Below are 25,802 nucleotides of genomic sequence, written 5' to 3' on the forward strand. Positions count from 1 at the left end.
GGGATTGATGAGACATGTCACTATTTAAAAATCAATTTGCTAACGTCGTAGAATGGGAAGAATTCAGAGACGATATGATTTTCTGGAAATGGAGTAATCGCGAAATTAAAAAAGGCAGTAGACTCATTATTCGTCCTGGTCAAGATGCCATTTTTATTAACAATGGGAAAATCGAAGGGATTTTTACGGATGAAGGGGATTATAATATTGAATCGCAAATTATCCCATTTTTATCTACACTAAAAGGTTTTAAATTCGGCTTTAACAGCGGAATGCGTGTGGAAGTGTTATTCGTGAACACGAAGGAATTTACGGTTAAATGGGGAACGAAAAATGCAATTAATATTCCGACGCCATTGCTTCCTGGCGGCATGCCAATCCGCGCAAATGGTACGTTTAATTTTAAAGTGAATGATTATATGGCGTTGATTGATAAAATTGCAGGAGTGAAAAATAGTTATCTTGTAGAAGATATCAAAATTAGGATTGTTTCGATTCTTGATCAGCTTTTGATGAAGTGGATCAGCAGAGAAGGAAAAGATATGTTCAATCTTCAGGCAAACTCTTTTGAAATTGCAAAAGGGATTAAGGAAGATCTCGACATGCAAATCATAGATAGCGGGATGACCATTACTGGATTTAATATTATGAGCTTCAATTATCCGGAAAAAATTCAAGAGATGATTGCAAAAACGGCGTCCCACAGTATGATTGGTGATATTCAAAAATATCAGCAAGTTGAGATGACGGATGGCATTGCATCAGGAAAAGTAAAAGGCGGCGGGGCAGCCGCAGATATGGCGGGCATGATGATGGGAATGAATGTCGCCAATGAAATGATGAAAAATATGAATCAAAATCAAAACCAGAATCAGAATCAGAATCAGAATCCTTCGTCTCAAGGAAATAACCACAGCGTCGGAAATAAAATACCTAATTTCTGTCCGAATTGTGGGCAAAAAACGAGCGGCGGGAATTTTTGCTCAAATTGTGGTCAGAAACTGGTTTAATAAAAGCTATAACTCCTTACTCATCAATTGTTGAGAAGCTGTAATTCTATCGTTATCTTCTTGAAAAGATCATTCGGTAGAATGTAAAATAGCAACTATTTTGTCTAACGATAAAGATAAAAATGCTTGATGAAAAAGGAGTTTGACTATGGAAGCTCATGTAAAAAAATCCTTGGAAGAATGGAAAGAAGAAATAGGCGAAATTTTAGTAGAAATAGATAAAGAATAAGAGGAAATAAAAAAGGAACTGCAAGTATATTCTTATAAATTCAGTATTACGAAACAAGTTATTCAATCTACCGTAAATGAAGAGATTATCCGAAACATTCGCCATCTTTATCATACTCCATTTCAAGAACGGTTCAACGAACTAAAAGAAGGAATTAGAGACTTAGAGGAAAAAAAGAAAGTTTTCCAAATGTTTATCGATAAAATTGATAAGGTAAGAGGAAGAGAAGGTTCAAACTCTACAATGATACCGAATGAGCAACTGACGTACAAATAACGTAAAAAGAGGGGGCTAAGTTGCCACCCTCGTTTTTTTCTTCCAATTATCTTTTATCATTATTAATGATTTTTAGCTCCTGTAAACAATTGCTTGTAATATTCTTTGCATTCGTCCCAATACAAATATTTATAGAAATAAAATACTAGAATTAAGAGAACTGATAAATTCATATAGTCATTGGAATCCTGCAAAACAATACGAGAAAAATTTAATAGAAATCAATACTGATCTTATTCCCTACATGAAGGACACAATTTTTTGAAAGCATTTGTCTTAGAGTCGACAATTCCTGTTCAGTTAAAATGAGATCAGTGATTCCTTTTTCGTTTTGTTGATAATCTTGATCTTGAATCTTATTGAATTTCAATCGCAGTAGGTTTTTGAGTCCATTAATGGTCATAAATTTTACTGAATATCCATTTGTAAGGATAGATTCAAATTCGCTATTTGTTGATAGGTTTATAAGCTCTTGAAAGTCGAAGGTTGTATCTACTTTTTGCCAAGGACTTACATCTTTTTTATCGATTTGTGTGATTATTTGTTCGTCCGTAACACCATTGTCTCTCAATGTTTCTAACATAATGGCGATTGGTAGTGAAATTTTTAAAGTCTCCAAATGAATTCCTCCGTTAACTACATAAAAATATATATAGTTATATTGTAATATAGTCATCAATCACGAACAAATAATTATTCTGATAAGATTAATGTGAATAATATTCCAGAAAAACACAATCGGTCATAAAACGATTAATAGGTAGTAAACTAGTACAGTTGAATACAATAGGATTGTAAACTTAGTTCATTGGAAATAAAATGTACATAATCGGTAATTTCTTTCAATTTACAGTATGATAGTATAGAAGAAACAATTATTTGAATTGGAGGAATTATATGAACTCCCATCTAAAATTTGATTTTCATACCCATCATCTCCGTTGCGGACATGCACGTGCCGATATACGGGATTATATTGAAGCGGCGATTCAAAAAGGGATGGATATGATCGGAATTTCCGACCACTCTCCATATTTTGCGAGTGAAAAGGACCAACTCCATCCAAAGATTGCCATGGCGAAAAGTACGTTTCCTGAATATGTGCAGGAAGTCTTACAGCTAAAAGAAGAATACAAAGGAAAAATCGATGTTCTTTTAGGAGTAGAATCGGACTATTTTCCAGAGTATATTGATTTATATCGAAAACATTATGAATCTTATCCTTTCGATTATATTATTGGATCTGTCCATTTTGTAGATGGGGTAAGTATTTTTAAAGGAGATCGTTGGGAAGGCTTGACTGAAAAGGAAAGAGTTCGTACGAAAGAAGAATACTACGAACTGATTCAACAGTCGGCAAGCTGTGGAGTATTCCAAATTTTAGGTCATATTGATGCGATGAAAGGATTTTATCCGGACTTTTCATCGATTCAAACAGATGTAGTGGACCGTACTTTAAAAATTATTGGAGAACATGATGTGGCGATTGAAATCAATACGTCTGGGAAAACGAAGGATTGCGGTGGCTGGTACCCAGCTGATGAAATTCTTGAAAGAGCGCTATATCATGGCGTAAACGTTACATTTGGCTCCGACGCTCACGATCCTGAACGTGTCGGCGATGATTTTGAATTAGTAAGGGCAAAATTAAAAGAAATCGGGTTTAAAGAGTGGGCATATTTCCGAGAAAAGAAAAGATATCTTACTTCATTATGATTTTCAGAAAGGTTGTCAAAGTATGTACGAGATTACGAAGGAAAAAGATGAACAATATACAATTTATCATTTAAAAAGTTCAGAAACTGGCTCTTGGTTAAAAGTAGCGCCTGAAAGAGGGGGCATCATTACAGCTTTTGGTGTCCAAGGTGTCGAAACGCTATTTTTAAATAAAAAAACGTTCTATGATGAAGAGGCAAATGTTCGGGGAGGAATTCCAATTCTATTTCCGATATCAGGCCAATTGCGTGACGGGGAATACGAATGGGAAGGTACTGTCTACAAAATGAAAAACCATGGATTTGCAAGAAATCTTCCATGGGAAGTCATTGATACGAATACAGATGGTCAAGCTTCTATTACAATCCGTTTAACTAGCAATGAAGAAACAAAAAGTGCATATCCATTCGAATTTGAAGTGATTTATACATATATTTTAAAAGGCAATCAGCTACAGATTTTGCAAGAGTATGTGAATAAATCAGAAACAGAAATGCCTATATATGCTGGCTTCCATCCTTATTTTAGGACAGCGAATAAAAAACTTGATTACGAAACAGACGCGAAAACGTATCGGGATGACAATGATTACGAAATCAAAAATGTAGGAGACGGGCTAGATTTAACAGATAAAAAGGAATCCTTTGTGCTGTTGGATTCCGAGAAAAAAGAAATTGCTTTTACACTACCTGAAATCGATAAAAAGGTTACGTTAGAATACGGTGAAGAATTCAAATATGTTTATTTATGGACGGAGCGAGATCAGGATTTCATGTGCGTGGAACCGTGGATGGCACAAACGGATGAAATGAATCGTAAAGACGAATTATATTTCATCGGGAAAGGCGAAACTTTGAAAACATTTTTAAATGTTAGCGTGCAGTAGATCAAGTGAATACTTGATCTACTACTTTTTAAAGAAGTAATTCTTTATTTATTCTCTTCCATTAACTCAATTTTTTTATCGATTTTTTGCTTTTCCGCGCTCCACCAAAGTGCCTCATCCATCTCCTCAATAACCTCTTTAATCTCATGCTTTTCAGCAACTGCTGGTGGAGAACCACGGAGCGGTTTCCCAGATGTGTTTTTTAAGAATAGTGTTACCACGACAATTCCAATCAACGAAACAAAGATTAAATAATATGCAGGAATAAGTTGATTAGCAGTAATACTTATGAGCCAAGAAATCAGTAAAGGTGCTGTACCGCCAAATAGCGAGGCGGAAATATTGTAGGTAATCGCTAATCCACCGTACCTGACTTCTGTGAAAAATAGTGATGGCAATTGTGATGTCATCGTAGCTTTTATGGCTGCCAAGAACACTCCTAATATTAATAGCCCTAAAAAGACTAACCAATTATTGCCGCTTCCGATTAATAAAAACGATGGGATCGATAATAATGTAATTCCAATTAAACTTGCCTGGATAATCTTTTTATTACCAACTCGATCCCCAAAATAGCCAATTGCCAATACAGTCGGAATCATGATGAACATAACAATGATAATGAGTAATAATCCCTTTGTATCTCCATAACCTAAAACACCTGTTAAATGTGAGGGCATATAAGTCAAAACTGTATAATCAATAACATTATAAAAGAAGACTAAGACCAAGCACATTAACAATGAGCGGCGATGATAGAGAAACAGCTCTTTCATTGAGACGTGCGGTTTATTTTGAGTTTCTTCTATTTTCTCTTCCATCGCAGCAAAAGCAGGTGATTCTTCAAGATGGTTGCGGAGATACAATCCTATTATTCCAATCGGACCAGCTATCAAGAAAGGTATTCTCCATCCCCAATTAAGCATTGTTTCCGATCCTAAAGCAAAGGTGAGTATCGTGACCAATCCAGCACCGCCTATGTATCCTGCAAGTGTTCCTACTTCCAATCCACTTGCCATAAACCCACGTTTTTTGTCTGGAGTTGACTCAGCGATGAAGGTCATAGCCCCGGCATATTCACCACCTGCAGAAAAACCTTGCACCAATCTTGCAATTAGTAGTAAAATCGGCGCAGCTATTCCAATCGTTGAGTAAACCGGAATGAGTCCAATCAAAAAAGTAGCGATCGACATCATTATTAACGTAACAGCTAAAATCCTTTTCCTTCCCAACCGGTCACCAAGCATTCCAAAGAACATACCACCAATTGGACGTACCAGAAATGCTACTGCAAATGTTCCAAAACTGAATACCAATTGGGCAGAATCACTTACCCCTGAGTAAAACACCTTTCCGATAATGACTACCAAATATGAATAAATTCCAAAATCAAACCATTCCATTGCATTTCCTAATGAAGTAGCCACCACTGCTTTTTTAGCAATATCCTTATCAATAACGGTTATATCGTCTTTATGTACTTTGTATTTTTTTCTTTTCTTTTTGTTATTATCTTTATCTACTTTTTCTTTTATTTGATCCATTAATAAATTTCCTCCCTCTATACCTATTCCTTAAATATTTCCTCTTAAACATAAATTTATGAAATAGTATTAATGCCAGTTGTATAAAAGATTCCCACTTTACAAATGCTAAATGGTTGAAGAATAAAGGAGGCAGGATGAATGAACAGGAGACTTTTAAACATTTCGATTTTAGTCTTTCTTATAATTTTTTCAACGATACCAGCAACACAAGTTTTAGCAAAAGAAAATGTAAAAGCGAAGAATGTTATTTTCTTGATTCCGGATGGTTTCTCAACCTCCTATGCGACGAATTATCGTTTGTATAAAGGAAAAGAAACAGTTATGGATTCAATGCTAGTTGGCATGCATAAAACATATTCTGCCGATTCACCTGTAACCGATTCTGCTGCGGCAGCAACTGCTATGGCGACTGGTTTTAAAACAAACAATGGCATGATCAGTGTATCTCCGGACGGAAAAAAACTGAGGACAATATTGGAAGCTGCAGAAGAAGCAGGAAAGGGAACAGGACTTGTTGCGACCTCGACCATTACATATGCCACACCAGCTGCATTCGGAGCCCATGTATTATCTCGCAAAGACGAGTCTGAAATAGCGGTTCAATATTTAAATAACGAAATTGATGTACTGCTTGGAGGTGGGGAAAAGTATTTTTTGACTTTGCTAGAAAACTGGAGAAAGAAAGGATATGAAATCGTTACGAATAAAAAAGAGTTAAGCAACGTAAAAATGCCGCAAAAGCTCCTGGGCCTATTTGCAAAGGAAGGAATGGTTCCTGAATTAGATCGCCATTTTACAAGTGAACCGAGTCTAGAGGAAATGACGAAAGCAGCATTGCGAGTCTTGAATCAAAACAAAAAAGGTTTTTTCTTAATGGTGGAAGGCAGCCAAATTGATTGGGCTGGACATGACAACGATGCAGCGTGGGCGATGAAAGATATTGAAGCATTTGAAAAAGCAGTTGCTGTTGCAGTTGATTTTGCTAAAAAAGATAAAAATACCCTCATAGTCATTGCAGGTGACCATGATAATGGGGGAATGTCTGTAGGAGCTTATGATAAATACGATGCAAAATTAGATGTTCTTCGTAATGTAAAATCTTCCGGTCGCTTTATGGAGATGCAATTAGATAAAAAGCGAAGCAATGCAAAGGAAATAATGAAAAAATATGCAGGAATTGATTTAACAAAAGAAGAAGTAAATAAAATAGAACAAGCTGATAAACCGGTAAAAGCTATCAACCGAATTGTATCAGAGCGGGCACTTGTAGGATGGACTACCTCTCAGCATACCGGAGTCGACATCCCTGTGTATGCTTTTGGTCCAGGGGCTCAATTTTTTAGAGGATTACATGATAATACAGAATTGCCGAAAATGATGGCAAAGGTGATGGATATAAAATTTCCATAGACTTTATGGAGGTTGGGGGGATGGAATGAAGTCTTCTATTAAATGGATCAAGATGGATGACGGCGTTGAAATTCATGTGAAAAAGTGGGTTGAACCAGATGCTCAACCAGTTGCAATTCTTCAGCTTGCACATGGTATGGCTGAACATATTGATCGGTACAATGGATTTGCGGAACATCTAGTTCAAAATGGGATTTTTGTTTACGGAAATGACCATCGTGGCCACGGGGAAACAGGTGAAAAGGCTGGTACAGTTGGCTTCTTTGCCGATGAAAATGGATTTGACCGTGTTGTGGATGATCTTTATGGCATCAATCAATCGATCCATCATGAATATCCCGATATCCCTATTTTTCTAATGGGCCATAGTATGGGTTCCTTTTTAGTTAGAAGATTTATACAAAAATATTCATCTTCTGTGGAAGGTGTAATTCTTTCAGGAACTGCCGGCAGCCCAGGGATTGCAGGAAAGTTGGGGAAGTTAATAGCAAAATGGGAAAGTCGTTTAAAAGGTCCAAAGGCACCAAGTCCATTTCTGGATCGCCTTTCATTCGGCTCGTTTAATAAGAGCATCCAAAATCCTAACACTACCTTTGATTGGCTTTCACGCGATAGTAATGAAGTGGAAAAATACATAAACGATCCACATTGTGGCTTCGTTTGCAGCTCAGGATTTTTCTATGATCTTTTTGACGGACTGGAAAAAATTCACGATTCAAAACTAAATCAATCAATCCGAAAAGATTTACCAATATTATTTTTCAGCGGAGATAAAGATCCGGTTGGGGGCAGCAAAGTAGTAGAGGTTATAAAGCAATATAGAGAAATGGGTCTATTAAATATTGATTCCACCTTTTTAAAAGACGGCAGACATGAAATGTTGAATGAAACTAATAAATATGAAGTATACCAGCTTGTTCTGAAATGGATTACTAAACAGCTGAATAAAAATAATATACACATATAAATGCAAAACACTGTTCTGTAACGGAATAGTGTTTTTTATTGCATATATTTCAAAAGAATAAACAATCCTATTAAGAAGTATAACGTAATATGGAGTGTATTTTTAGGAGGTAGCTAGATGGCATCAAATATTACACAAAAATTAATTCAGTCACATCTTTTATCTGGAGAAATGATTCCCGGAACAGAAATTGGATTAAGAATTGATCAAACCTTAACACAAGATGCGACGGGAACAATGGTGATGTTGGAGCTTGAAGCAATGGGATTAGAACGGGCAAAAACGGAGGCATCAGCTCAATATGTTGACCACAATCTTATCCAAGTTGACAGCAAGAACCCTGATGATCATCTATTTTTACAAAGTGCTACAAGACGGTTCGGATTGTATTATAGCCGTCCAGGGAATGGAGTAAGCCACCCAGTTCACATGCAGAGGCTTGCTAAACCGGGAAAAACATTGCTTGGATCAGACAGTCACACTTGTGCCAATGGCTGTATGGGGATGCTTGCGATGGGTGCAGGTGGTCTTGATGTAGCGCTAGCGATCGCAGGAGAGCCTTTTTATGTAAAAATGCCTCAAGTGTGGGGAATAAAGCTGACAGGAGAGCTTCCTGATTGGGTAAGTGCGAAAGATGTCATTTTAGAACTGCTTCGTAGATATGATGTGAAGGGAGGAGTCGGAAAAGTAATAGAATACTACGGGCCGGGCGTTGACACTTTAAGTGCGATGGACCGCCATGTGATTGCGAATATGGGGGCAGAGTTAGGGGCTACTGGAACTGTTTTTCCTTCGGATCATGAAATTAGACGATTTTTAAAAGAGCAAGGAAGAAAAGATGATTGGATAGAATTAGTTCCGGATGCTGATGCTAAATATGATTTGACCGATGAAATAAATCTGTCGGAACTAGAACCGCTAATCGCAAAACCGTCTAGTCCAGGTAATGTGGTTTCAGTTTCAGAAGTCGCGGGTACTCCAATTTATCAGTCCTATATTGGTTCGTCAGCCAATCCTGGTTTTCGTGATTTTGCCATTGCAGCGGAAATCGTGAAAGGGAAACATATTGCGGAAGGAATTTCGTTTGACATTAACCCTACTTCCCGACAAATGTTAACGGATTTAGTGAAGGAAAGTCATATCGCAAGTTTACTTCAATCAGGCGCACGATTACATCAAGCAGGGTGTAATGGCTGTATCGGAATGGGGCAAGCACCAGCAACAGGGCGGAATAGTTTGAGGACGACACCGCGGAATTTCCCGGGAAGATCAGGAACGAGGGAAGATAGCGTCTATTTATGTAGCCCCGAAACAGCTGCAGTTTCAGCGTTAACAGGGAAAATTACAGACCCTAGAACGATGGATTTCTCATATCCAAACGTAAAGGAACCGAACTATCCTACAATTGATGTGAATTTACTGGAGGCACCACTACCTTACGAAGAAGCAAAAAACGTGCAACTCGTGAAAGGTCCAAATATTGCTTCCATACCTTCTATGGATGAGCTTCATGACCAGATGGAACTTCCGATCTTATTAAAAATGGGGGACAATATCTCCACCGATGAAATTTTAGCAGGTGGAGCTCGCGTTCTGCCATATAGGAGCAATCTCCCTGAAATTAGTAAATTTACGTTTGAAATCATTGATCGAACATATTACACAAGAGGAAAAGAAACGGTTGATCAAGGCGGCCATGCAGTAGTTGGAGGGTTTAACTATGGTCAAGGTTCAAGCCGTGAGCATGCTGCGCTAGCTCCAAGATATTTAGGATTGAGGGTAGCGCTTGTTAAAGATTTCGCAAGGATTCATTGGCAAAATCTCGTTAACTTTGGTGTACTGCCATTAACTTTCGTTAATCCTGATGACTATGACATGTTAAACCAAGGAGATATTTTACAACTTTCAAATGTAAGAACGATCATTAAACAGGTGAGTGAATTCACAATAGGCATTAAAGGAAGAGAGCAAAAAATAAAAGTGAAACATACTTTATCAGAACGACAAGTAGAAGTCATGTTAGCAGGCGGAATGATCAATTGGGTAAAAAGCCGCCAAAAAATTGCTGAATAATTGAGGTGAATTATATGGTGGATAGAGAACTTACTTGTAAAGCGTGCGAAGGGACAGGTATGCTTTCTGATGATGAAGGCTGGCAATACAATTGTAGTGTATGTAGAGGTGCTGGTGTTATTGCGGCAGAGGGAGGGCCACAATCCGCCAAGCTCATGTCAGTAGATGAAAATAATCGGTTATTAGATTGAACAAAAAAGAAGAAGTGGAGTATTGGAGCCACTTCTTCTTTTTGTCATGTGAAAACCTCGAAAATTTGTCCTTATGAAATGTTCAAAGTTCCCGAGTTCATGTGAAAACCCAAAAGCTGTCCATTTGAATCGTTCAAAGCTCCCAAGTTCATGAGAAAACCTCAAAAGCAGTCCGTTAGAACGGTTCAAAGGGCCCATGCTCATTTCAAAAATCGCAATTTGAGTGGGCCGAACATCCAGCATATGCATCCACTTCACTTGCTATTGTAAATTTTCCGGAGGTGAATCTGCATGTTTCTTGTTTATGATTTCCGAAAATATGTTTTCGCTTGAATTATTATTAATTATCGCTCTGTTTAATTGTCCTGTTTGTATCAGTTTTATGAGAGCTTGAATATCTTCTTTCGTGGCTGGTTGTTTTTCGGGTTTTAAGGTATATCCTATTTTTCCGTTCACTTCAACTGTTGCTGTTTCTAAATCGTTAATAGAAGCAATTCCGAGTTGACGAAGCCGTTCCTCTAATTTATCGACTGTTAATCTCAATTTCCTTAAATTCTTTTTATTAAGTTGCCCTTTTTCCACAACAGGTACGGATTTGCCGGAAATAATCGACTCAAGGAAATCAGATTTTATTTGAATCCACTCTGTTACAATAAGTGCCAAAATAAAAATGGCTCCTACGATAATGGTCGTCCATATACTTTTGCTCGTTACAGGTTGGATGAGCATAGTACCAAAGGCAATCATAATGATGGCTTCTGGCATTGTCATTTGGGAAATTGTTTTTCTTCCGCTTATTCTCAAATACAGTGTTCCTATGGCAAAAATCAGCAGAACCTTCCATATCAAATCCAAGTCCATTCTTAAAACCCTCTTTTAATCATGTTAAAACATATTTTTTACCATTGGGTTATTTAGATACGAGTATTATTTTGGAAAGGAATAAGACCTGTACATTTGGAGAAGATATAGTGAATTAAGAAAGAAATGGAGGTATACATCAAGAATGGTGGAGTCCTGGGATGTAAAATCTATAAAGGAAAATGAAAAAATAAATATAAGAACAAAAGAGATGGATAAAAATGATAAAAAGAAAGATGTAATTCACGCCGAAAAACTACGATATGAAAATGCGGATGAAATATATGAATAGGTTAAGTAATGGCTGATTTTTGCTCTACCGTATGGCCGGAGATCCCAACCCCTAATAATTATTTGAATTGTAAAGAATGTGGATTGTATAAGCAAGGAACTCGTATGGTGTGGGGGGAAGGAAACCCAGAAGCACCCATTATGGTAATCCTTGATAATCCCGGAGCACGAGAGGATAAGGAAGGGAATCCAACAGTTTGTGGCACAAGACAAACGTTGCAAAAAGCTGCATTTGAAGTCGGACTAAAAATGTCTGATTTATATATAACGTACATTTTAAAAAGAAGACCAGTCCGTAAATATGATAAAGAATTTACTCGGAATATTTGCATGCAGCATTTAGAACAACAACTGATAAGCATAAAACCTTCTCTTATATTTTGTTTAGGTAATGTGGCAGTACAATCTTTTTTCAGAAATCAAAATGCTGAAGTGAAGAGTTTCAGAGGCAAATGGCATAATGTTCAAGGTTACCTCACAATGGTGGCGTATCATCCACTGGCTGTTAGACGTCGACCGAATTTATGGCCATACTTTTTAGATGATTGGAAAGTATTTGCAGAGCGATACCAAAAACATTAAAAAAAGAAAGCTCTTCTTTCCACTTTTTAAAGGAAAGAAAAGCTTTTTTTCATTTTTTTATGTTAATGGTATGGCTCTTAAACGTACCCATATCCACCAACAAATGCTGCACCTATGATAACTAAGAGAATAAACAACACTACTACTAATGCGAAGCCTCCATAACCAACTCCAAATCCACCATCCATAAAAAAAGGCACCTCCTTTAATCTAGATACCTTATTCTATGTACTGACCGTGTCTATGTGTAAAATGAAACAGCGTAAAATGCCCATTTTTGTAGTCCAAGCCATTCCTTGATGATATGACGGCATTTAATTAAGAAGCTGATAGTATAAAAAAGACTTGAAGAAATGATGTGCACCCCAAAAGTTAGACAAACAATTCTAACTCTTGGGGTGTTTTTTGTGGTCAAATATGATGAAGGATTTAAGCAAAATGTAGTTGACGCTTATTTAGCAGGTGAAGGTGGATATGCTTCCTTGGCTATTAGATTTGGAATTCAAAGTAAAACCAATATAAGAAAATGGGTCAGTGCGTTCCAACAATTTGGCAAACAGGGTTTGGCTTCTAAAAAAGCAATTACGAATTATCCTGTTCAATTTAAATTAGATGTCTTAAACTATAAGGTAAAAACAGGAGATTCCCTTGAAGAAGTTGCTAGAAAATTTGGCATTACTGAACCACCTATGATTCTTAATTGGTTGAGGAAATGGCAAAATGAAGGTATTGAAGGACTCTCTAAATCAAAGGGGCGTCCATCATTGTCCAACGAATCAAAGAGGAATAAAAATGAGAAGAAATTGACGAAAGAACAACAACTTTTAAAAGAAATAGAGTTACTACGTGCGGAGAATGCCTATTTAAAAAAGCTCCGTGCTTCAGGGGTAAATATTCCGAGCCGACTGCTAAAACAGAATCCAGGGTCATTCACGAACTCAGAAAACAATTCAAATTAGCTGTTATCCTTGAAGCCACAGGTTTTCCAAAAGCAACCTATATGTATTGGCAAAAACGATTTAATGAATCCAATCCAGATGAAGAGATTGAAAAGATCATCCAAGATATTGTAGACAAACATAATGGAAATTACGGATATCGTCGAATTGATATGGAATTGCGTAAGAGAGGTTATATCGTAAATCACAAAAAAATCCTACGGATTACCAATAAACTTGGTATTACTTGTACATCATTCACACGTAAATCTCGTAAATACAGCACTTATAAAGGAACTATAGGCAAGATTTCGAAAAACCTTGTAAACCGTAGATTCCATACAAGTATTCCACATCAAAAATTAACGACTGATACATCTGAATTCAAATACTATACGACCGATTCTGATGGGAAGATAATCATTAAGAAGGCTTATTTAGATCCATTTTTAGATATGTTTAATAGTGAAATTCTATCCTTTCGGTTCTCAGAACGGCCAAACGCTCAAGCAATTATGGATGCTTTAGACGAAGCAATTGAAATAACAAAAGATTGCCCCTATCGAACGACTATACACTCTGATCAAGGCTGGGGTTATCAAATGAAAAGATATGTAAGGAAACTAAAAGATAACGGTATATTTCAAAGCATGTCCCGAAAGGGAGACTGTCTGGATAATTCACCAATGGAAAATTTCTTCGGGATAATGAAACAGGAAATGTATTACGGTAGAGTTTATAAGTCATTTGAAGAGCTTAAACAAGCAGTATCTGATTATATTTTTTACTATAACAATGAACGGATAAAAGCAAAATTGACTGGCATGAGCCCGGTGGAATACCGTCTTCATACCAGTCAACTAGCTGCATAAATATTTTGGTCTAACTTTTAGGGTTCAGCACAAAAGGGATGATCCTTTAGTCACTTTCTTCCCCTTATATATGGTTTCATTTCTTTCTTAAATTCGTTATTATCCTATTTATTCCTTTTTACAAAACTCCACTTTGTAATGAAAAAAACAAGTCCGTGGACTTGTTAATAAGTTGATTCGTAGGTGACTTACTTAGCACTAATATGAAGTGGTGGAGGAATAAGCCAACCTTTGTCTTTAGTAAGCTGTAGCAATCTTGCGCCGAATGCTGCTTTCTGAACATGGAATTTTCCAAACATCATGGCAATGTCTTCACGAATAGATTCCCCCATTATCGTGCTGCATGTAATTAAACCTCCAGCAACATCCCTTGCTAAAGATGCTGCAATTTCGGGATCAAGGAACCTTGCTCCTGTTGGTATTTCTTCTAAATCTGCTTTCGACCTTTCGGGTGGGGTAGGGGGTAAAGGTACTCCAGATTCCTTTAATAATGATTCTACCTCTTTTGCTTCCTGTTTAGTTAATTGGATTGCGTCCTTTAACAGTGCTTGAAGATCCGAATCTCCAGCATGGTTTAAATGGACTTCATAACAAACGGTTAGACCTTTAGTTGTCATTAGGTAAGTCCACATTCCGAAAACCTCTCCGTAATGCATCGGTTCATCTTTTGGATTTCCACTTAATATTCCCACTTACATCCTCCTTAACATTTAATCATCTATATATTCTGCTCCGTAACAGTAAACATACGTTTTTTTTTTCTTAACGTAACCTCAACAATAATTTGCTTCCTTTTAGCGAATAGTATTCATTAAAAAATTGGGTGGTTGAAAAGGTAAAAGTTTGATAAAAATGGATCACGTAAAAGCTTTGGCAATCAAATTTATTTCGAGCCTAGCTTTGTTATATATTATCTTAGGTATGTTATATGGAATGACTTTTGGGAATGTATTTTTGATTACCTTAGTGTTAGGAGTTGTTTCTTATATTATTGGTGATTTGATAATTTTACCAAGAACCAATAATACCGTTGCTTCTATAGCGGATTTCGGAATTGTGTTAATAATAATTTGGATCCTGAGTGCAGCACCTACTGATTTTAATAATTTATTTACAATGTCTTTAAAAGCATCAATTGCTGTTACTCTTTTTGAATATGTGTTCCATAGGTATGTCGAAAACAATGTTGTTTCTAAAAAAACAACTGAAGACTATCCAAGGAATATGCAATACCAAACAGAGTCTTCGGAAGAATTTACTCCAAATGGTGGAATTGAAAATCAAAAAAATAAATAAACGGTATTAATAAATCGCAGGCTTAAGAGAACAGTACTAGTTTTCTTAAGCCTGCTTTTTTATATAGAAGAATTAATTTTATAAGTGTAAAATTGTCTTGGTGAAAAATAATAAACAAAAAAGAGAGGGATTATGAATGCGGAAGCAAAAGGGGAAATTTTTATATAGCCCACCTAAAAATGGTTACCCAGAGTGGAATAACAATCCTGAGATTTTTCAATTGAACAGGCTAGACGCTCACTCCACGCTAATGCCTTTTCAAACGATTGAAGAAGCTTTAGAAGGTAATCGCAAATCATCGAAATTTTTCAAATCCCTAAATGGACACTGGAAATTTTCTTTTTCAGAAACTCCTGATAAAAGAGTTAAAAACTTTTATGAAGCGGATTTTGACAGCAGTAAATGGGATGCGATCCAAGTTCCAGCACATTGGCAACTGCAAGGATATGACTATCCGCAATATACGAATGTGCGATATCCATGGATTGAAAAGGACGATATTGAGCCGCCGTTTGCTCCTACGAATTATAATCCCGTAGGTCAATATATCCAAACATTTACTGTGCCAGCTTCATGGGATGACCAACCTGTATACATAAGCTTCCAAGGTGTTGAATCCGCTTTTTATATTTGGGTGAATGGAGATCTAGTTGGATATAGCGAGGATACATTCACGCCGGCTGAATTCGATTTGACGCCTTATTTAATAGACGGTGAAAATAAACTTGCTGTTGAGGTGTATCGTTGGTGTGATGCGAGCTGGCTTGAGGACCAGGATTTTTGGAGAATGAGCGGCATTTTCCGTGACGTTTACTTATATTCAACTCCTCACGTTCACATAGAAGATTTTTTTGTTACGACCCAGCTTGACGAAGAATATCAAAACGCGGAACTAAACATTCAGGCAAAAATTTCAAATTATTTTGAAGAGAGCATGGAGAATCCAACGTTTGAAGCGATGCTTTTTGACCAAAATGGACAGGAAGTTTTGGGAACACCTCTTGTTGTCCCGGCAAATATTTCGGAGAACACTGATGTAAAAATTTCGACTTCATCAATAGATAAAAATCCTTTGAAGTGGAGTGCAGAGCATCCAAATCTATACACTCTCGTATTAAGTTTAAAAGACGCATCTGGACAAATTATTGAAACCGTAAGCTGCAAAGTAGGCTTCCGTAAATTTGAGTTAAAAGACGGTTTAATGAAAATCAATGGCGAGCGAATTATTTTTAAAGGTGTAAATCGTCATGAATTTTCGGCGAATAAAGGTCGTGCAATTGATTATGAAGATATGGTTCACGACATTACTTTAATGAAGCAGCATAATATAAATGCCGTGCGCACGTCACATTATCCAAACAATCCTTATTTATATGAATTATGTGATGAATACGGTCTATATGTCATTGATGAAAACAATCTAGAAACACATGGGACTTGGTATTATGGGCAAAAAGAGTTGGAAGATACAGTGCCGGGAAGCAGACCTGAATGGACAGAAAATGTATTAGATCGTTGCAACTCTATGTTCCAGCGTGATAAAAATCATCCTTCGATAGTTATTTGGTCACTTGGAAACGAATCATTTGGTGGAGACAATTTCTTGAAAATGCACGATTTCTTTAAAGAAAAGGATCCTACCCGTCTCGTTCATTACGAAGGGGTTTTCCATTATCGTCCTTCTGAAGCCGCTTCCGATATAGAAAGTACGATGTATATCCCTCCTAAACTAGTTGAAAAGTACGCACTTGACGCGGAAAAGTTTTCTGATAAAGCGAAGCCTTATATTATTTGTGAATATGCTCATGCGATGGGAAATTCCTGTGGTAACTTGTATCAATATACCGAGTTATTTGATAAGTATCCTATTTTACAAGGCGGTTTTATTTGGGACTGGCGAGATCAAGCGATTCGAACTAAAACAGAGGATGATACTGAATTTTTAGCTTACGGCGGGGATTTCGGAGAGTCGCCTAATGATGGAAACTTTTCTGGAAACGGGTTAATTTTCGCAGATGGAACCGTAACTCCGAAGATTTTTGAAGTGAAAAAATGCTATCAAAATGTGGAGTTCTATAAAGCGAATCTTGAAAACGGTGTAATTATGGTTAAAAATAAGCACTTGTTTTCCGACTTAAGTCATGTTGAACTTCATTGGGAAGTAATGGAGGACGGAAAAGTCATAAAAACGGGATCAACAAATGTAACGATTGAACCGCAGTCCACTGCTAACATTCACCTTGATTTTACGATAAATGACTTTAATGAGTATCAAGGAGAACTCATTCTAACTGTAAGTTTCCGACTTAAAGAAGGCACAATATGGGCTGAAAAAGGTCATGAAATTGCATTTGAACAATTTATTTTGAAAAGCGTGGGTGGAGAAGTGGGTTATCAGCCTATTTCTACTAAGTTAAAAACGGAAGACGAAGCTGGTATGACCATATCAGGAGATCAATTCTCTGTTCGCTTCAAAAAAGCAACGGGAGATTTAGAATCTTATCAGATTAACGGTGTAGAATTGCTAAAAATACCACTTGCTCCAAACTTCTGGAGAGCGATGACCGATAATGACAGAGGAAATGAACTGGATAAACGTGCTGCTACATGGCGAGAAGCTGGTGAAAAGCGCGAGCTACAATCTTTCCATGTTGATACAACAGAAGATACGGTTAAAGTGTCAGTCACGTATAACATTCCGACCAAGAATGCCTCGACATGTAAAATAATTTATGAAATTAAAAAGAACGGTACAATCGATGTGAATTACGAATTGGCACCAGGCAGGGAATTACCGGAGATTCCAGAAGTCGGCATCATGTTTACGATGGATTCAAGCTTTAGCAATCTAAAATGGTACGGAAAAGGTCCGCATGAAAATTATATCGATAAAGAAAAAGGCGCCAAAATTGGTCTTTACGAAGGAAAAGTAGAAGAGCAATATGTTCCTTATTTAAAACCACAAGAGTGTGGGAACAAGACTGAAGTAAGATGGATTACAATAACGGATAAGGACGGAAATGGGGTAAAAGTATCCGGTCACCCAACAATCGAAGCAAACGTTCTTCCATATACCCCCTTCGAACTTGAAAAAGCTAGCCACACGTATAAATTACCGGACAGAAAGCAATCGGTTGTAAGAATCAACTACAAACAAATGGGTGTAGGTGGCGACGATAGCTGGAGCCAAAAAACTCATCCGGAATTTACAATTTATGCCGACAAAGTATATAGATATTCTTTTTCAATCAGTCCAATTAAACTGTAAGACCATTTCGATTGGATTGAGGGCGTTCATCATTTAAATGGATTGAGCGAAGGGTCCCAATCGCCGCATAGAGGTCACTCATCGGCGAAAAAGGCGATGCCAAAGGCCTCAATAGCCTTATTGAAGTTGTTCATCAGTGATGACGGAGTTGCGGAAGGTCTCAATAATCGGATTGAGGTCCTTTATGAGCAATGGTCTCAAAGCTTGATTGAGAACGTTCTGCGGCAAAAATATACATGCGCATCGTCGTTTTTCGGAATTCAGTCCCGATCGATCGTAAATAAGGACAGAACGCCTTCGTTTTTCTGGATTCAGTCCCGATCGAACGCGAATAAGGACAGAACGCCTTCGATTTTCAGAATACAGTCACAATCGAGCATGAAAAAGGACAGAACGCCTTCGATTTTCAGAATACAGTCCCGATTAAGCGTAAATAAGGACAGAACGCCTTCGTTTTTCGGAATTCAGTCCCGATCGAGGGTGAATACCGACAGCACGTCTACACTTTTAGGAATTTAGTCCCAATAGAGCGTGAATAAGGACAGAACGCCTTCGTTTTTCGGAATTCAGTCTCAATCGAACGCTAATAAGGACAGAACGCCTTTGTTTTTCGGAATACAGTCCCGATCGAGCATGAATAAGGACGGAACGCCTTCGTTTTTCGGAATACAGTCCCGATTGAGCGTGAATAAGGACAGAATGCCTTCGATTTTCAGAATTCAGTCCCGATCGAGTGTGAATAAGGACAGAACGCCTTCGTTTTTCGGAATACAGTCCCGATCGAGCATGAATAAGGACAGAACGTCTTAGCTTTTCGGAATACAGTCCCGATCGAGCGTAAATAAGGACCAGAACGTCTAAACTTTTCGAAATTCAGTCTCAATCCAGCATCAATCGGGACTGATTCCCTTCATTTTTCAAAGAAGAGTATCTATAGAATATAAAACCAATCCGGATATGAAATATCTTATGCAACTTCAAACCAAGGATGTCCTAATGTGACCAAAGCTCACAAGGACATCCTTTTTCCTTCCATATGCATAATATCTGAATTAATTTCCAAACTAAATTCAAGATCTTAAACCTTGAGTGGGGTGATTATGTTGAAGAAAGTCTTTTTTTTATTGTTGTCGACTCTTTTAATTGCGACGGCTTGTTCTGCGGGTTCGTCCAATAAAGGTGGGACTCAAAACACCACCAATAAGGGCACTAATGAAATTACTGCGTGGGCATGGGATCCAAAGTTCAATATAGCTGCACTTAAGCTTGCTGAAGCCAATTATACAGGTGATAAGGATTTTAAATTAAGGATTATTGAAAATGGACAGCCGGATATTGTTCAAAAGTTAAACACTGGATTGAGTTCGGGTACGATGAAAGGAATGCCCAATATTGTCTTAATTGAGGATTATCGTGCTCAAAGCTTTTTGCAAGCTTATCCAGATGCTTTTTATGATATTTCGCAATTCTTCGATACAAAAGATTTTGCTGACTATAAAATTGCCCCAACAAGTTTTAACGGAAAACAATATGGTTTGCCTTTTGATACAGGCGTAACGGGCTTATTTGTAAGGACGGATATGTTAAAAGATGCTGGACTTACTGCAGATGATGTTCGTGATATAGATTGGGATCAATTCATTGAAATAGGAAAAACGATTAGAGATAAAACAGGTAAGGGCTTCTTGACTCTTGATCCAAATGATTTAGGTACGATTCGCATGATGATTCAATCAGCAGGGGCATGGTATTTGAAAGACGATGGAGTAACACCTAATTTAGCCGATAATAAGGCGCTCAAAGAGGCTTTTAGAATTTATAAAACTTTATTGGATGAAAAAATCGCTGTCACAACATCTGACTGGAGCCAATTCTTATCCGCTTTTAATAATGGTGATATTGCCGGGGTTCCTACGGGCAACTGGATTACTCCTAGTATAAAAGCAGAAGAATCTCAATCCGGGAAATGGGCGGTTGTTCCAATTCCGAGAATACCTATTAAAGGAGCCGTTAATGCATCTAACTTAGGGGGAAGTTCCTTTTATGTGTTAAATATTGACGGAAAGGAAAAAGCTGCAGACTTCCTCGGAAAAACATTCGGTTCAAATAAAGACCTTTACCAAAAGCTTGTAAAGGAAGTTGGAGCACTTGGTACGTATAAACCAGCAACAGACGGAGAAGCGTATAAAAGTGGTGACGACTTCTTCGGTGGACAAAAGGTTGTTGAAGATTTTTCAAAATGGATGGCTCAAATTCCAAGTGTGAATTATGGAATGCACACGTACGCAATCGAAGATATTTTAATTGCGGAAATGCAGAATTATTTAAGCGGAAAAAACATTGATGATGTAATGAACGATGCCCAACAACAAGCTGAGGCACAATTGAAATAATGAAAATTATTGGGCAATCGCTTTTTAGATCAGAAATCGCCTCGTTAAAAAGTGTATTGCCCAAAATTTTTTCAAAGGACATAAGTTTGTCGCTAAGGAGTGAATAGCTGTGAATTATAGGGTGAAAAGTAATACAATCGGTTGGACTTTTGTTATGATTTCAGTCATCTTAATTTGCTGGTTTTACTTTTATCCAATGATTCAAGCATTAATTTTATCCTTTAAATCAGGTGCGGGGGCAAACTTACATTTTGTAGGCTTTAATAATTATATTCGATTATTTAGTGACCCCACTTTTATAGCTGCCGTTACAAATACGTTTATTTATTTAATCGTTCAAGTTCCAATTATGATTATATTGGCCTTATTTATTTCAGTTCTATTGAATGACAGAACATTGAAGTTTAAAGGATTTTTTAGAACAGCGATTTTTTTACCATGTGTAACATCCCTTGTTGCCTACTCTCCGTTATTTTTAAATATTTATTTGCAACAAACGGCTTAGTGAACAAATTATTAATATCTTTGTCTTTAATTCCTGATCCAATTCAATGGTTAACCAATCCATTTTGGGCAAAAATAACAATTATTTTAGCGATAACTTGGCGTTGGACAGGATATAATATGATTTTCTATCTTTCTGCTCTCCAAAACGTTGACCCTTCCATTTACGAAGCAGCTAGGATTGATGGTGCATCGGGTGCTCAACAGTTTTTTAAAATAACGATTCCATTATTAAAACCGATTATTTTATTTACCTCCATCACATCAACAATTGGAACGCTGCAAATTTTCGATGAGATTATGAATATCACGAAAGGCGGTCCAGGAAACGCGACGACCTCCATATCACAATACATATACAATCTTTCGTTTAAATACACTCCTGATTTTGGATATGCAGCAACCGTTTCTTACGTCATTGTAATTTTGATTATATTGTTCTCGATTCTCCAGTTTAAAGTGGCAGGTGAGCGAAATGTTTAAACGATTTTTTGTCTATCTTTTTTTAAGTGTAGCTGCTTTCGTCTCAATCTTTCCTTTTTTATGGATGATTGTGAGCATGACAAATAGGTCGGTTGATGTAACGAGAGGACGACTGCTTCCAGGAAGTTATATGTGGGAAAATATTACAACCTTATTCACAACTGTTGATATTGTTCCTGCTTTGATTAATTCCTTTATTGTCTCTATATCCACAACCATATTGGCCTTATTGATTGCTTCTTTAGCCGGTTATGGATTTGAGATTTATAGGAGCTCGGTAAGGATGCAGTTTTTAATATTCTTTTGTTGTCGATGATGATTCCATTTGCAGCGTTAATGGTTCCGTTATATCGGATGTTTGGAAGTATCTCACAAGTTGCGCCGATGTTTGGTATAGATACATTGGCTGCAGTTGTTTTACCTACGATTACTACGGCATTCTTAATCTTTTTCTTCAGACAAAGTACAAAAATGTTTTCGAGGGAACTGATTGAGGCAGGACGAATTGATGGTCTAAGTGAAATGGGGATATTTTTTCGTATTTTCCTCCCAACAATGAAAACGACGTATGCAGCCGCCGCAATTATCACTTTTATGTCGAGTTGGAATAATTATTTATGGCCCCTTGTCGTTTTGCAGACACCCGAAAAGAGAACTATCCTGTTGCTTATCTCCAATCTTGGCGCAGGTTACTCGCCTGATTACGGTGTCATCATGGCTGCGATTGTAATTGCGACTTTGCCGACAGCCATCGTATTTTTCCTCATGCAGAAGCATTTTGTTGCTGGTATGACGGGATCGGTGAAATAAAGCTTGTATAGTTCTTTACAAGCTTTTTTACATTTTCACAATGTTTTTTAACTCAGAAAAAAATGATTCTTGATCTTTAGATGAAATTTTTACACTACCTAAAAATTTGCAGATCATTTTTGGAAGCTAATAATGTGAAGATATCCTTAATAGGGGCAATCCTCGTATATGGAATTTGACTTCGGAAAGGTCCTGCTTTTACTAATAGGAATTCATCACGAAAGACATACTTTATCGTAAAAATATTCCAAATATGAATCCTATAGATACAATACTTAAAGAAGGAAAAATAATGAAACTAGCTATATCTTTTTCATTTATAAAAAATAACGGCAGCGCATAAACAACTAGAATGATAATGCAAGAAAAAGAAATGAATGTAAAAACTTATCTATTTTTTAGAGGAATTCTATTTGATACACCTCGGTTAGGTATTTATGGATATTACGCTCAGAATAAGTATAAAGAATAAACAGCAATGAAAAGTAAAAAGGGATATTGTATAATAGATATTAGTTTCAGAATACTGAGTATTTGAACGGCAGGGAGTGATGTCATTGCGTCTATTGTGGGACTTGGATGGTACAATTTTTGATACGTATCCCGCAATTTTACATAGTTTTTGTTCTGTGTACGAAGAAGTGCATGGGAAATCCGTTGATCAAAAAGAGGCTCTTCGTTGGCTTAAAAAAACTTCTAAAGAAGCGTTTGCTCACTTTGGAATCTCGGAAGATTACCGAGAAAGGTTTAAAGAATTAGACCACGCCGGGGCTGAGGCGGGTAGTCCTCCATTTGATGGAATTGAAATCATTTTAGCGGCGGCTGATGTGAATGTGATTGTGACACATCGAACAAGAGCTTCAACGAAAGAACTGCTTGTGAAATGGGGGCTGCTCAAGTATTTCGATGAAATCGTCAGTCCGGATGATGATGGCTATCCGAGAAAACCTGATGTGGCTGCATATGAATATGTTCATAATAAATATCAATTAGACTGGGCAATTGGAGATCGGGCACTTGATCTAATTCCAGCCAAAGCGGTTGGATTAAAAACTTGCGCGTTTCAAAATGATGATATAGAAGCAGACTTATATATCGATTCATACACGACAGCTTTAATTGAGAAATTAAAAATGGGAGGCAGCGAATAATGAAAAAAGCACTTCTAAATGTGGACTATACATATGATTTTGTAGCAGAGGACGGAAGACTAACTTGCGGTAAACCTGGCCAGGAAATTGAAAAAGCGATCGTATCTTTAACAAAAAAATTCATAGAAAATAGTGATTTTGTCGTTTTAGCGATTGATAAGCATACAGAAGGTAATGAGTATCACCCTGAAGCAAAATTATTTCCTCCGCATAATATTGAAGGAACAAGTGGAAGAGACTTGTACGGGGAGCTTTCCGAACTTTATGAAAAGCATAAGAATCATGCAAACGTTTATTATATGGATAAAACAAGGTATAGTGCTTTTGCAGGTACAGATCTTGAAATAAAACTTCGTGAGCGCGGAATCGAAGAATTGCATCTTTGCGGTGTTTGCACAGATATTTGTGTATTGCACACTGCTGTTGATGCCTACAATAAAGGCTTCCAAATTGTTATACATGAAGATGCTGTGGCAAGTTTTAATCAAGCAGGTCATGAATGGGCATTAGGCCACTTTGCCCAGACTTTAGGAGCGAAAGTGGTATCAGGAAGCTAAAATTTGGAGTGGTTTACATGAACGATCATTATAAAGACGATAGTTTGGCATTGCATACAGATTTATACCAAATCAATATGGCGAAAACGTATTGGCAAGACGGAATTCATAATCGAAGAGCTGTGTTTGATCTTTATTTTCGTAAAATGCCTTTCGGAAATGGTTATGCACTTTTTGCGGGATTAGAGAAAATCATTCATTTCATTGAAAATTTTCGTTTCAGTGAAACAGATATCGAATACTTGCAAGAAGAAGTTGGCTATGAAGAGGAATTCATTGATTTTTTAAGAAATTTAACATTCACTGGAACAATCCGTTCAATGAAAGAAGGGGAAGTTGTTTTTAACAATGAACCGATCCTGCAAGTGGAAGCCCCGCTTGTAGAGGCGCAACTCATTGAAACAGCTTTGCTTAACATTGTGAATTATCAAACATTGATTGCTACAAAAGCTTCACGGATCAAACAAATTGTCGGGGATGAAATCGCATTAGAATTCGGATCAAGGCGAGCGCAGGAACTAGATGCAGCACTTTGGGGAACTCGAGCGGCTTTCATTGGCGGATTTGATGGTACGAGTAATGTCCGAGCTGGTAAAATTTTTGACATGCCTGTTGCGGGTACTCACGCACACTCCATGGTCCAAGCATACAAAGACGATTATACGGCTTTTATGAAATATGCTGAATCTCACCGAGACTGTGTGTTTTTAGTAGATACGTACGATACGTTAAGGTCTGGAGTGCCAGCTGCTATAAAAGTTGCGAAAGAACTCGGAGACCGGATTAATTTTAAAGGAATTCGTCTAGATAGCGGCGATATGGCTTTTTTATCAAAAGAAGCAAGAAAGATGCTGGATGAAGCTGGGTTAACAGACGCTAAAATCTTTGCTTCGAGTGATCTTGACGAATATACGATATTACATTTAAAAGCACAAGGCGCGCGGATTGATTCATGGGGTGTTGGGACAAAATTAATTACAGCTTATGATCAGCCTGCATTAGGAGCCGTATACAAACTTGTTTCGATTGAAAATGAACTTGGAGGAATGGAAGATACAATTAAAATCTCCAGCAATGCTGAAAAGGTTTCAACACCTGGCAGAAAAAAGGTTTATCGTATAGTAAATAGGATAAATCGTAAATCAGAAGGGGATTACATTACATTATGGGATGAGAAACCGGAAGACGAGCCGCGGCTTAAAATGTTCCATCCAGTTCATACGTATATTAGTAAGTTTGTGACCAACTTCGATGCAATCAACTTGCATGAAGTAATTTATGATAATGGCAAGCTTGTGTATCGTTTGCCAGAGCTTAAGGAAATTCAAGGATATGCGAAAGAAAACCTTAGTTTATTATGGGATGAGTATAAACGGTCTCTGAATCCTGAAGAATACCCTGTCGACCTTAGCCAAAGATGCTGGAATAATAAAATGAGGAATATTGAAGAGGTAAAAGAAAAAGTTAGTAAACTGAAAAAATCATAGGTCA

22 protein-coding genes and 3 pseudogenes are annotated in these 25,802 nt (G+C 37.3%); 19 read left to right on the plus strand and 6 right to left on the minus strand.

Annotation, left to right across the window (positions count from 1 at the left end; genetic code table 11):
• The first annotated feature begins 14 nt into the window (after positions 1-14).
• Positions 15-1,010: an SPFH domain-containing protein gene (locus tag KHA97_RS22430; protein WP_213127029.1), complete on the plus strand. Its 996-nt coding sequence runs from the start codon at positions 15-17 to the stop codon at positions 1,008-1,010.
• Between the two features lie 716 nt (positions 1,011-1,726).
• Here KHA97_RS22430 and KHA97_RS22435 read toward each other — a convergent pair.
• Positions 1,727-2,134, minus strand: a complete 408-nt coding sequence (locus KHA97_RS22435; protein ID WP_213127030.1) for a hypothetical protein — start codon at positions 2,132-2,134, stop codon at positions 1,727-1,729.
• Between the two features lie 278 nt (positions 2,135-2,412).
• Here KHA97_RS22435 and KHA97_RS22440 point away from each other — a divergent pair, with 278 nt between their 5' ends.
• Positions 2,413-3,231 carry a histidinol-phosphatase gene (locus tag KHA97_RS22440; protein WP_213127031.1) on the plus strand — a complete coding sequence of 273 codons (819 nt, stop codon included), beginning with the start codon at positions 2,413-2,415 and terminating at the stop codon, positions 3,229-3,231.
• 22 nt (positions 3,232-3,253) lie between these two features.
• Positions 3,254-4,117: an aldose epimerase family protein gene (locus tag KHA97_RS22445; protein ID WP_213127032.1), complete on the plus strand. Its 864-nt coding sequence runs from the start codon at positions 3,254-3,256 to the stop codon at positions 4,115-4,117.
• Between the two features lie 44 nt (positions 4,118-4,161).
• Here KHA97_RS22445 and KHA97_RS22450 read toward each other — a convergent pair whose 3' ends face one another.
• Positions 4,162-5,661 carry an MFS transporter gene (locus KHA97_RS22450; RefSeq protein WP_213127033.1) on the minus strand — a complete coding sequence of 500 codons (1,500 nt, stop codon included), beginning with the start codon at positions 5,659-5,661 and terminating at the stop codon, positions 4,162-4,164.
• A 141-nt stretch (positions 5,662-5,802) separates the two neighbouring features.
• On the opposite strand from KHA97_RS22450, the gene KHA97_RS22455 reads away from it, so the two are divergent.
• From KHA97_RS22455 to KHA97_RS22470, 4 genes are all read left to right on the plus strand, one after another.
• Complete coding sequence (locus KHA97_RS22455) at positions 5,803-7,074, plus strand: alkaline phosphatase (protein WP_213127034.1); 1,272 nt, start codon at positions 5,803-5,805, stop codon at positions 7,072-7,074.
• 25 nt (positions 7,075-7,099) lie between these two features.
• The gene (locus KHA97_RS22460; RefSeq protein ID WP_213127035.1) at positions 7,100-8,041 is read left to right on the plus strand and encodes an alpha/beta hydrolase; all 942 of its coding nucleotides are present in this window, start codon (positions 7,100-7,102) and stop codon (positions 8,039-8,041) included.
• A gap of 117 nt (positions 8,042-8,158) precedes the next feature.
• Positions 8,159-10,114 carry an aconitate hydratase gene (locus KHA97_RS22465; protein ID WP_213127036.1) on the plus strand — a complete coding sequence of 652 codons (1,956 nt, stop codon included), beginning with the start codon at positions 8,159-8,161 and terminating at the stop codon, positions 10,112-10,114.
• A gap of 17 nt (positions 10,115-10,131) precedes the next feature.
• A complete protein-coding gene (locus tag KHA97_RS22470; RefSeq protein ID WP_213127067.1) occupies positions 10,132-10,305 on the plus strand; it encodes a hypothetical protein in 174 nt (57 codons plus the stop codon).
• Positions 10,306-10,566: 261 nt separating this feature from the next.
• Here the strand turns inward: KHA97_RS22470 and KHA97_RS22475 are convergent, their stop codons facing one another.
• On the minus strand, positions 10,567-11,166 hold the full coding sequence (locus KHA97_RS22475; protein ID WP_213127037.1) for a DUF421 domain-containing protein: 600 nt from the start codon (positions 11,164-11,166) through the stop codon (positions 10,567-10,569).
• A 145-nt stretch (positions 11,167-11,311) separates the two neighbouring features.
• Here KHA97_RS22475 and KHA97_RS22480 point away from each other — a divergent pair, with 145 nt between their 5' ends.
• Entirely contained in the window at positions 11,312-11,458 is a 147-nt protein-coding gene (locus tag KHA97_RS22480; protein WP_213127038.1) for a hypothetical protein, read from the plus strand.
• Positions 11,459-11,466: 8 nt separating this feature from the next.
• The gene (locus tag KHA97_RS22485) at positions 11,467-12,039 is read left to right on the plus strand and encodes a uracil-DNA glycosylase (RefSeq protein WP_213127039.1); all 573 of its coding nucleotides are present in this window, start codon (positions 11,467-11,469) and stop codon (positions 12,037-12,039) included.
• A 77-nt stretch (positions 12,040-12,116) separates the two neighbouring features.
• Here KHA97_RS22485 and KHA97_RS22490 read toward each other — a convergent pair whose 3' ends face one another.
• A complete protein-coding gene (locus tag KHA97_RS22490) occupies positions 12,117-12,227 on the minus strand; it encodes a YjcZ family sporulation protein (protein ID WP_213127040.1) in 111 nt (36 codons plus the stop codon).
• A gap of 168 nt (positions 12,228-12,395) precedes the next feature.
• Between KHA97_RS22490 and KHA97_RS24535 the strand changes: the two are divergent.
• Both KHA97_RS24535 and KHA97_RS24225 read left to right on the plus strand, forming a co-directional pair.
• Positions 12,396-12,740: pseudogene (locus KHA97_RS24535) on the plus strand (helix-turn-helix domain-containing protein); the annotation flags it as partial.
• Positions 12,741-12,841: 101 nt separating this feature from the next.
• Positions 12,842-13,849 (plus strand): IS3 family transposase, encoded by a 1,008-nt coding sequence (locus KHA97_RS24225; RefSeq protein ID WP_325167429.1) that lies wholly within the window; start codon positions 12,842-12,844, stop codon positions 13,847-13,849.
• A gap of 188 nt (positions 13,850-14,037) precedes the next feature.
• Here KHA97_RS24225 and KHA97_RS22500 read toward each other — a convergent pair whose 3' ends face one another.
• Positions 14,038-14,541, minus strand: coding sequence for a DUF3231 family protein (locus KHA97_RS22500; RefSeq protein WP_213127041.1), 504 nt, complete (start codon positions 14,539-14,541; stop codon positions 14,038-14,040).
• A gap of 160 nt (positions 14,542-14,701) precedes the next feature.
• Here KHA97_RS22500 and KHA97_RS22505 point away from each other — a divergent pair, with 160 nt between their 5' ends.
• The 5 genes and pseudogenes from KHA97_RS22505 (at position 14,702) to KHA97_RS22525 (ending at position 22,603) form a co-directional block, all read left to right on the plus strand.
• Positions 14,702-15,145, plus strand: a complete 444-nt coding sequence (locus tag KHA97_RS22505) for a YndM family protein (RefSeq protein WP_213127063.1) — start codon at positions 14,702-14,704, stop codon at positions 15,143-15,145.
• A gap of 136 nt (positions 15,146-15,281) precedes the next feature.
• Positions 15,282-18,413 (plus strand): glycoside hydrolase family 2 TIM barrel-domain containing protein, encoded by a 3,132-nt coding sequence (locus KHA97_RS22510; RefSeq protein ID WP_213127042.1) that lies wholly within the window; start codon positions 15,282-15,284, stop codon positions 18,411-18,413.
• A 1,103-nt stretch (positions 18,414-19,516) separates the two neighbouring features.
• On the plus strand, positions 19,517-20,806 hold the full coding sequence (locus KHA97_RS22515; protein ID WP_213127043.1) for an ABC transporter substrate-binding protein: 1,290 nt from the start codon (positions 19,517-19,519) through the stop codon (positions 20,804-20,806).
• Positions 20,807-20,960: 154 nt separating this feature from the next.
• Positions 20,961-21,793 (plus strand): annotated as a pseudogene (locus tag KHA97_RS22520) (carbohydrate ABC transporter permease).
• Positions 21,786-22,603: pseudogene (locus KHA97_RS22525) on the plus strand (carbohydrate ABC transporter permease). Before KHA97_RS22520 ends, KHA97_RS22525 begins: the two co-directional pseudogenes overlap by 8 nt.
• A gap of 94 nt (positions 22,604-22,697) precedes the next feature.
• Here the strand turns inward: KHA97_RS22525 and KHA97_RS24705 are convergent.
• Entirely contained in the window at positions 22,698-22,871 is a 174-nt protein-coding gene (locus tag KHA97_RS24705) for a PH domain-containing protein (protein WP_213127064.1), read from the minus strand.
• Positions 22,872-23,160: 289 nt separating this feature from the next.
• On the opposite strand from KHA97_RS24705, the gene KHA97_RS22535 reads away from it, so the two are divergent.
• From KHA97_RS22535 to KHA97_RS22545, 3 genes are read left to right on the plus strand one after another with little or no spacing between them, the layout of a single operon-like run.
• Complete coding sequence (locus KHA97_RS22535; protein ID WP_213127044.1) at positions 23,161-23,754, plus strand: HAD hydrolase-like protein; 594 nt, start codon at positions 23,161-23,163, stop codon at positions 23,752-23,754.
• Positions 23,754-24,311, plus strand: coding sequence for a cysteine hydrolase family protein (locus KHA97_RS22540; protein ID WP_213127045.1), 558 nt, complete (start codon positions 23,754-23,756; stop codon positions 24,309-24,311). The genes KHA97_RS22535 and KHA97_RS22540 overlap by 1 nt, the downstream gene beginning before the upstream one ends.
• Before the next feature lie 17 nt (positions 24,312-24,328).
• Entirely contained in the window at positions 24,329-25,798 is a 1,470-nt protein-coding gene (locus KHA97_RS22545; RefSeq protein ID WP_213127046.1) for a nicotinate phosphoribosyltransferase, read from the plus strand.
• Positions 25,799-25,802: the final 4 nt, after the last annotated feature.

This window comes from Lederbergia citri (genome assembly GCF_018343625.1).
Lineage (GTDB): Bacteria > Bacillota > Bacilli > Bacillales > Bacillaceae_C > Lederbergia > Lederbergia citri.

Coding starts and splice junctions, on each gene's coding strand:
- KHA97_RS22510 (WP_213127042.1), top strand. CDS start 15,282: ATGCGGAAGCAAAAGGGGAAATTTTTATATAGCCCACCTAAAAATGGT.
- KHA97_RS22540 (WP_213127045.1), top strand. CDS start 23,754: ATGAAAAAAGCACTTCTAAATGTGGACTATACATATGATTTTGTAGCA.
- KHA97_RS22480 (WP_213127038.1), top strand. CDS start 11,312: ATGGTGGAGTCCTGGGATGTAAAATCTATAAAGGAAAATGAAAAAATA.
- KHA97_RS22465 (WP_213127036.1), top strand. CDS start 8,159: ATGGCATCAAATATTACACAAAAATTAATTCAGTCACATCTTTTATCT.
- KHA97_RS22445 (WP_213127032.1), top strand. CDS start 3,254: ATGTACGAGATTACGAAGGAAAAAGATGAACAATATACAATTTATCAT.
- KHA97_RS22440 (WP_213127031.1), top strand. CDS start 2,413: ATGAACTCCCATCTAAAATTTGATTTTCATACCCATCATCTCCGTTGC.
- KHA97_RS22490 (WP_213127040.1), bottom strand. CDS start 12,227: ATGGATGGTGGATTTGGAGTTGGTTATGGAGGCTTCGCATTAGTAGTA.
- KHA97_RS22545 (WP_213127046.1), top strand. CDS start 24,329: ATGAACGATCATTATAAAGACGATAGTTTGGCATTGCATACAGATTTA.
- KHA97_RS22455 (WP_213127034.1), top strand. CDS start 5,803: ATGAACAGGAGACTTTTAAACATTTCGATTTTAGTCTTTCTTATAATT.
- KHA97_RS22450 (WP_213127033.1), bottom strand. CDS start 5,661: ATGGATCAAATAAAAGAAAAAGTAGATAAAGATAATAACAAAAAGAAA.
- KHA97_RS22475 (WP_213127037.1), bottom strand. CDS start 11,166: ATGGACTTGGATTTGATATGGAAGGTTCTGCTGATTTTTGCCATAGGA.
- KHA97_RS22460 (WP_213127035.1), top strand. CDS start 7,100: ATGAAGTCTTCTATTAAATGGATCAAGATGGATGACGGCGTTGAAATT.
- KHA97_RS22505 (WP_213127063.1), top strand. CDS start 14,702: ATGGATCACGTAAAAGCTTTGGCAATCAAATTTATTTCGAGCCTAGCT.
- KHA97_RS22430 (WP_213127029.1), top strand. CDS start 15: ATGTCACTATTTAAAAATCAATTTGCTAACGTCGTAGAATGGGAAGAA.
- KHA97_RS22485 (WP_213127039.1), top strand. CDS start 11,467: ATGGCTGATTTTTGCTCTACCGTATGGCCGGAGATCCCAACCCCTAAT.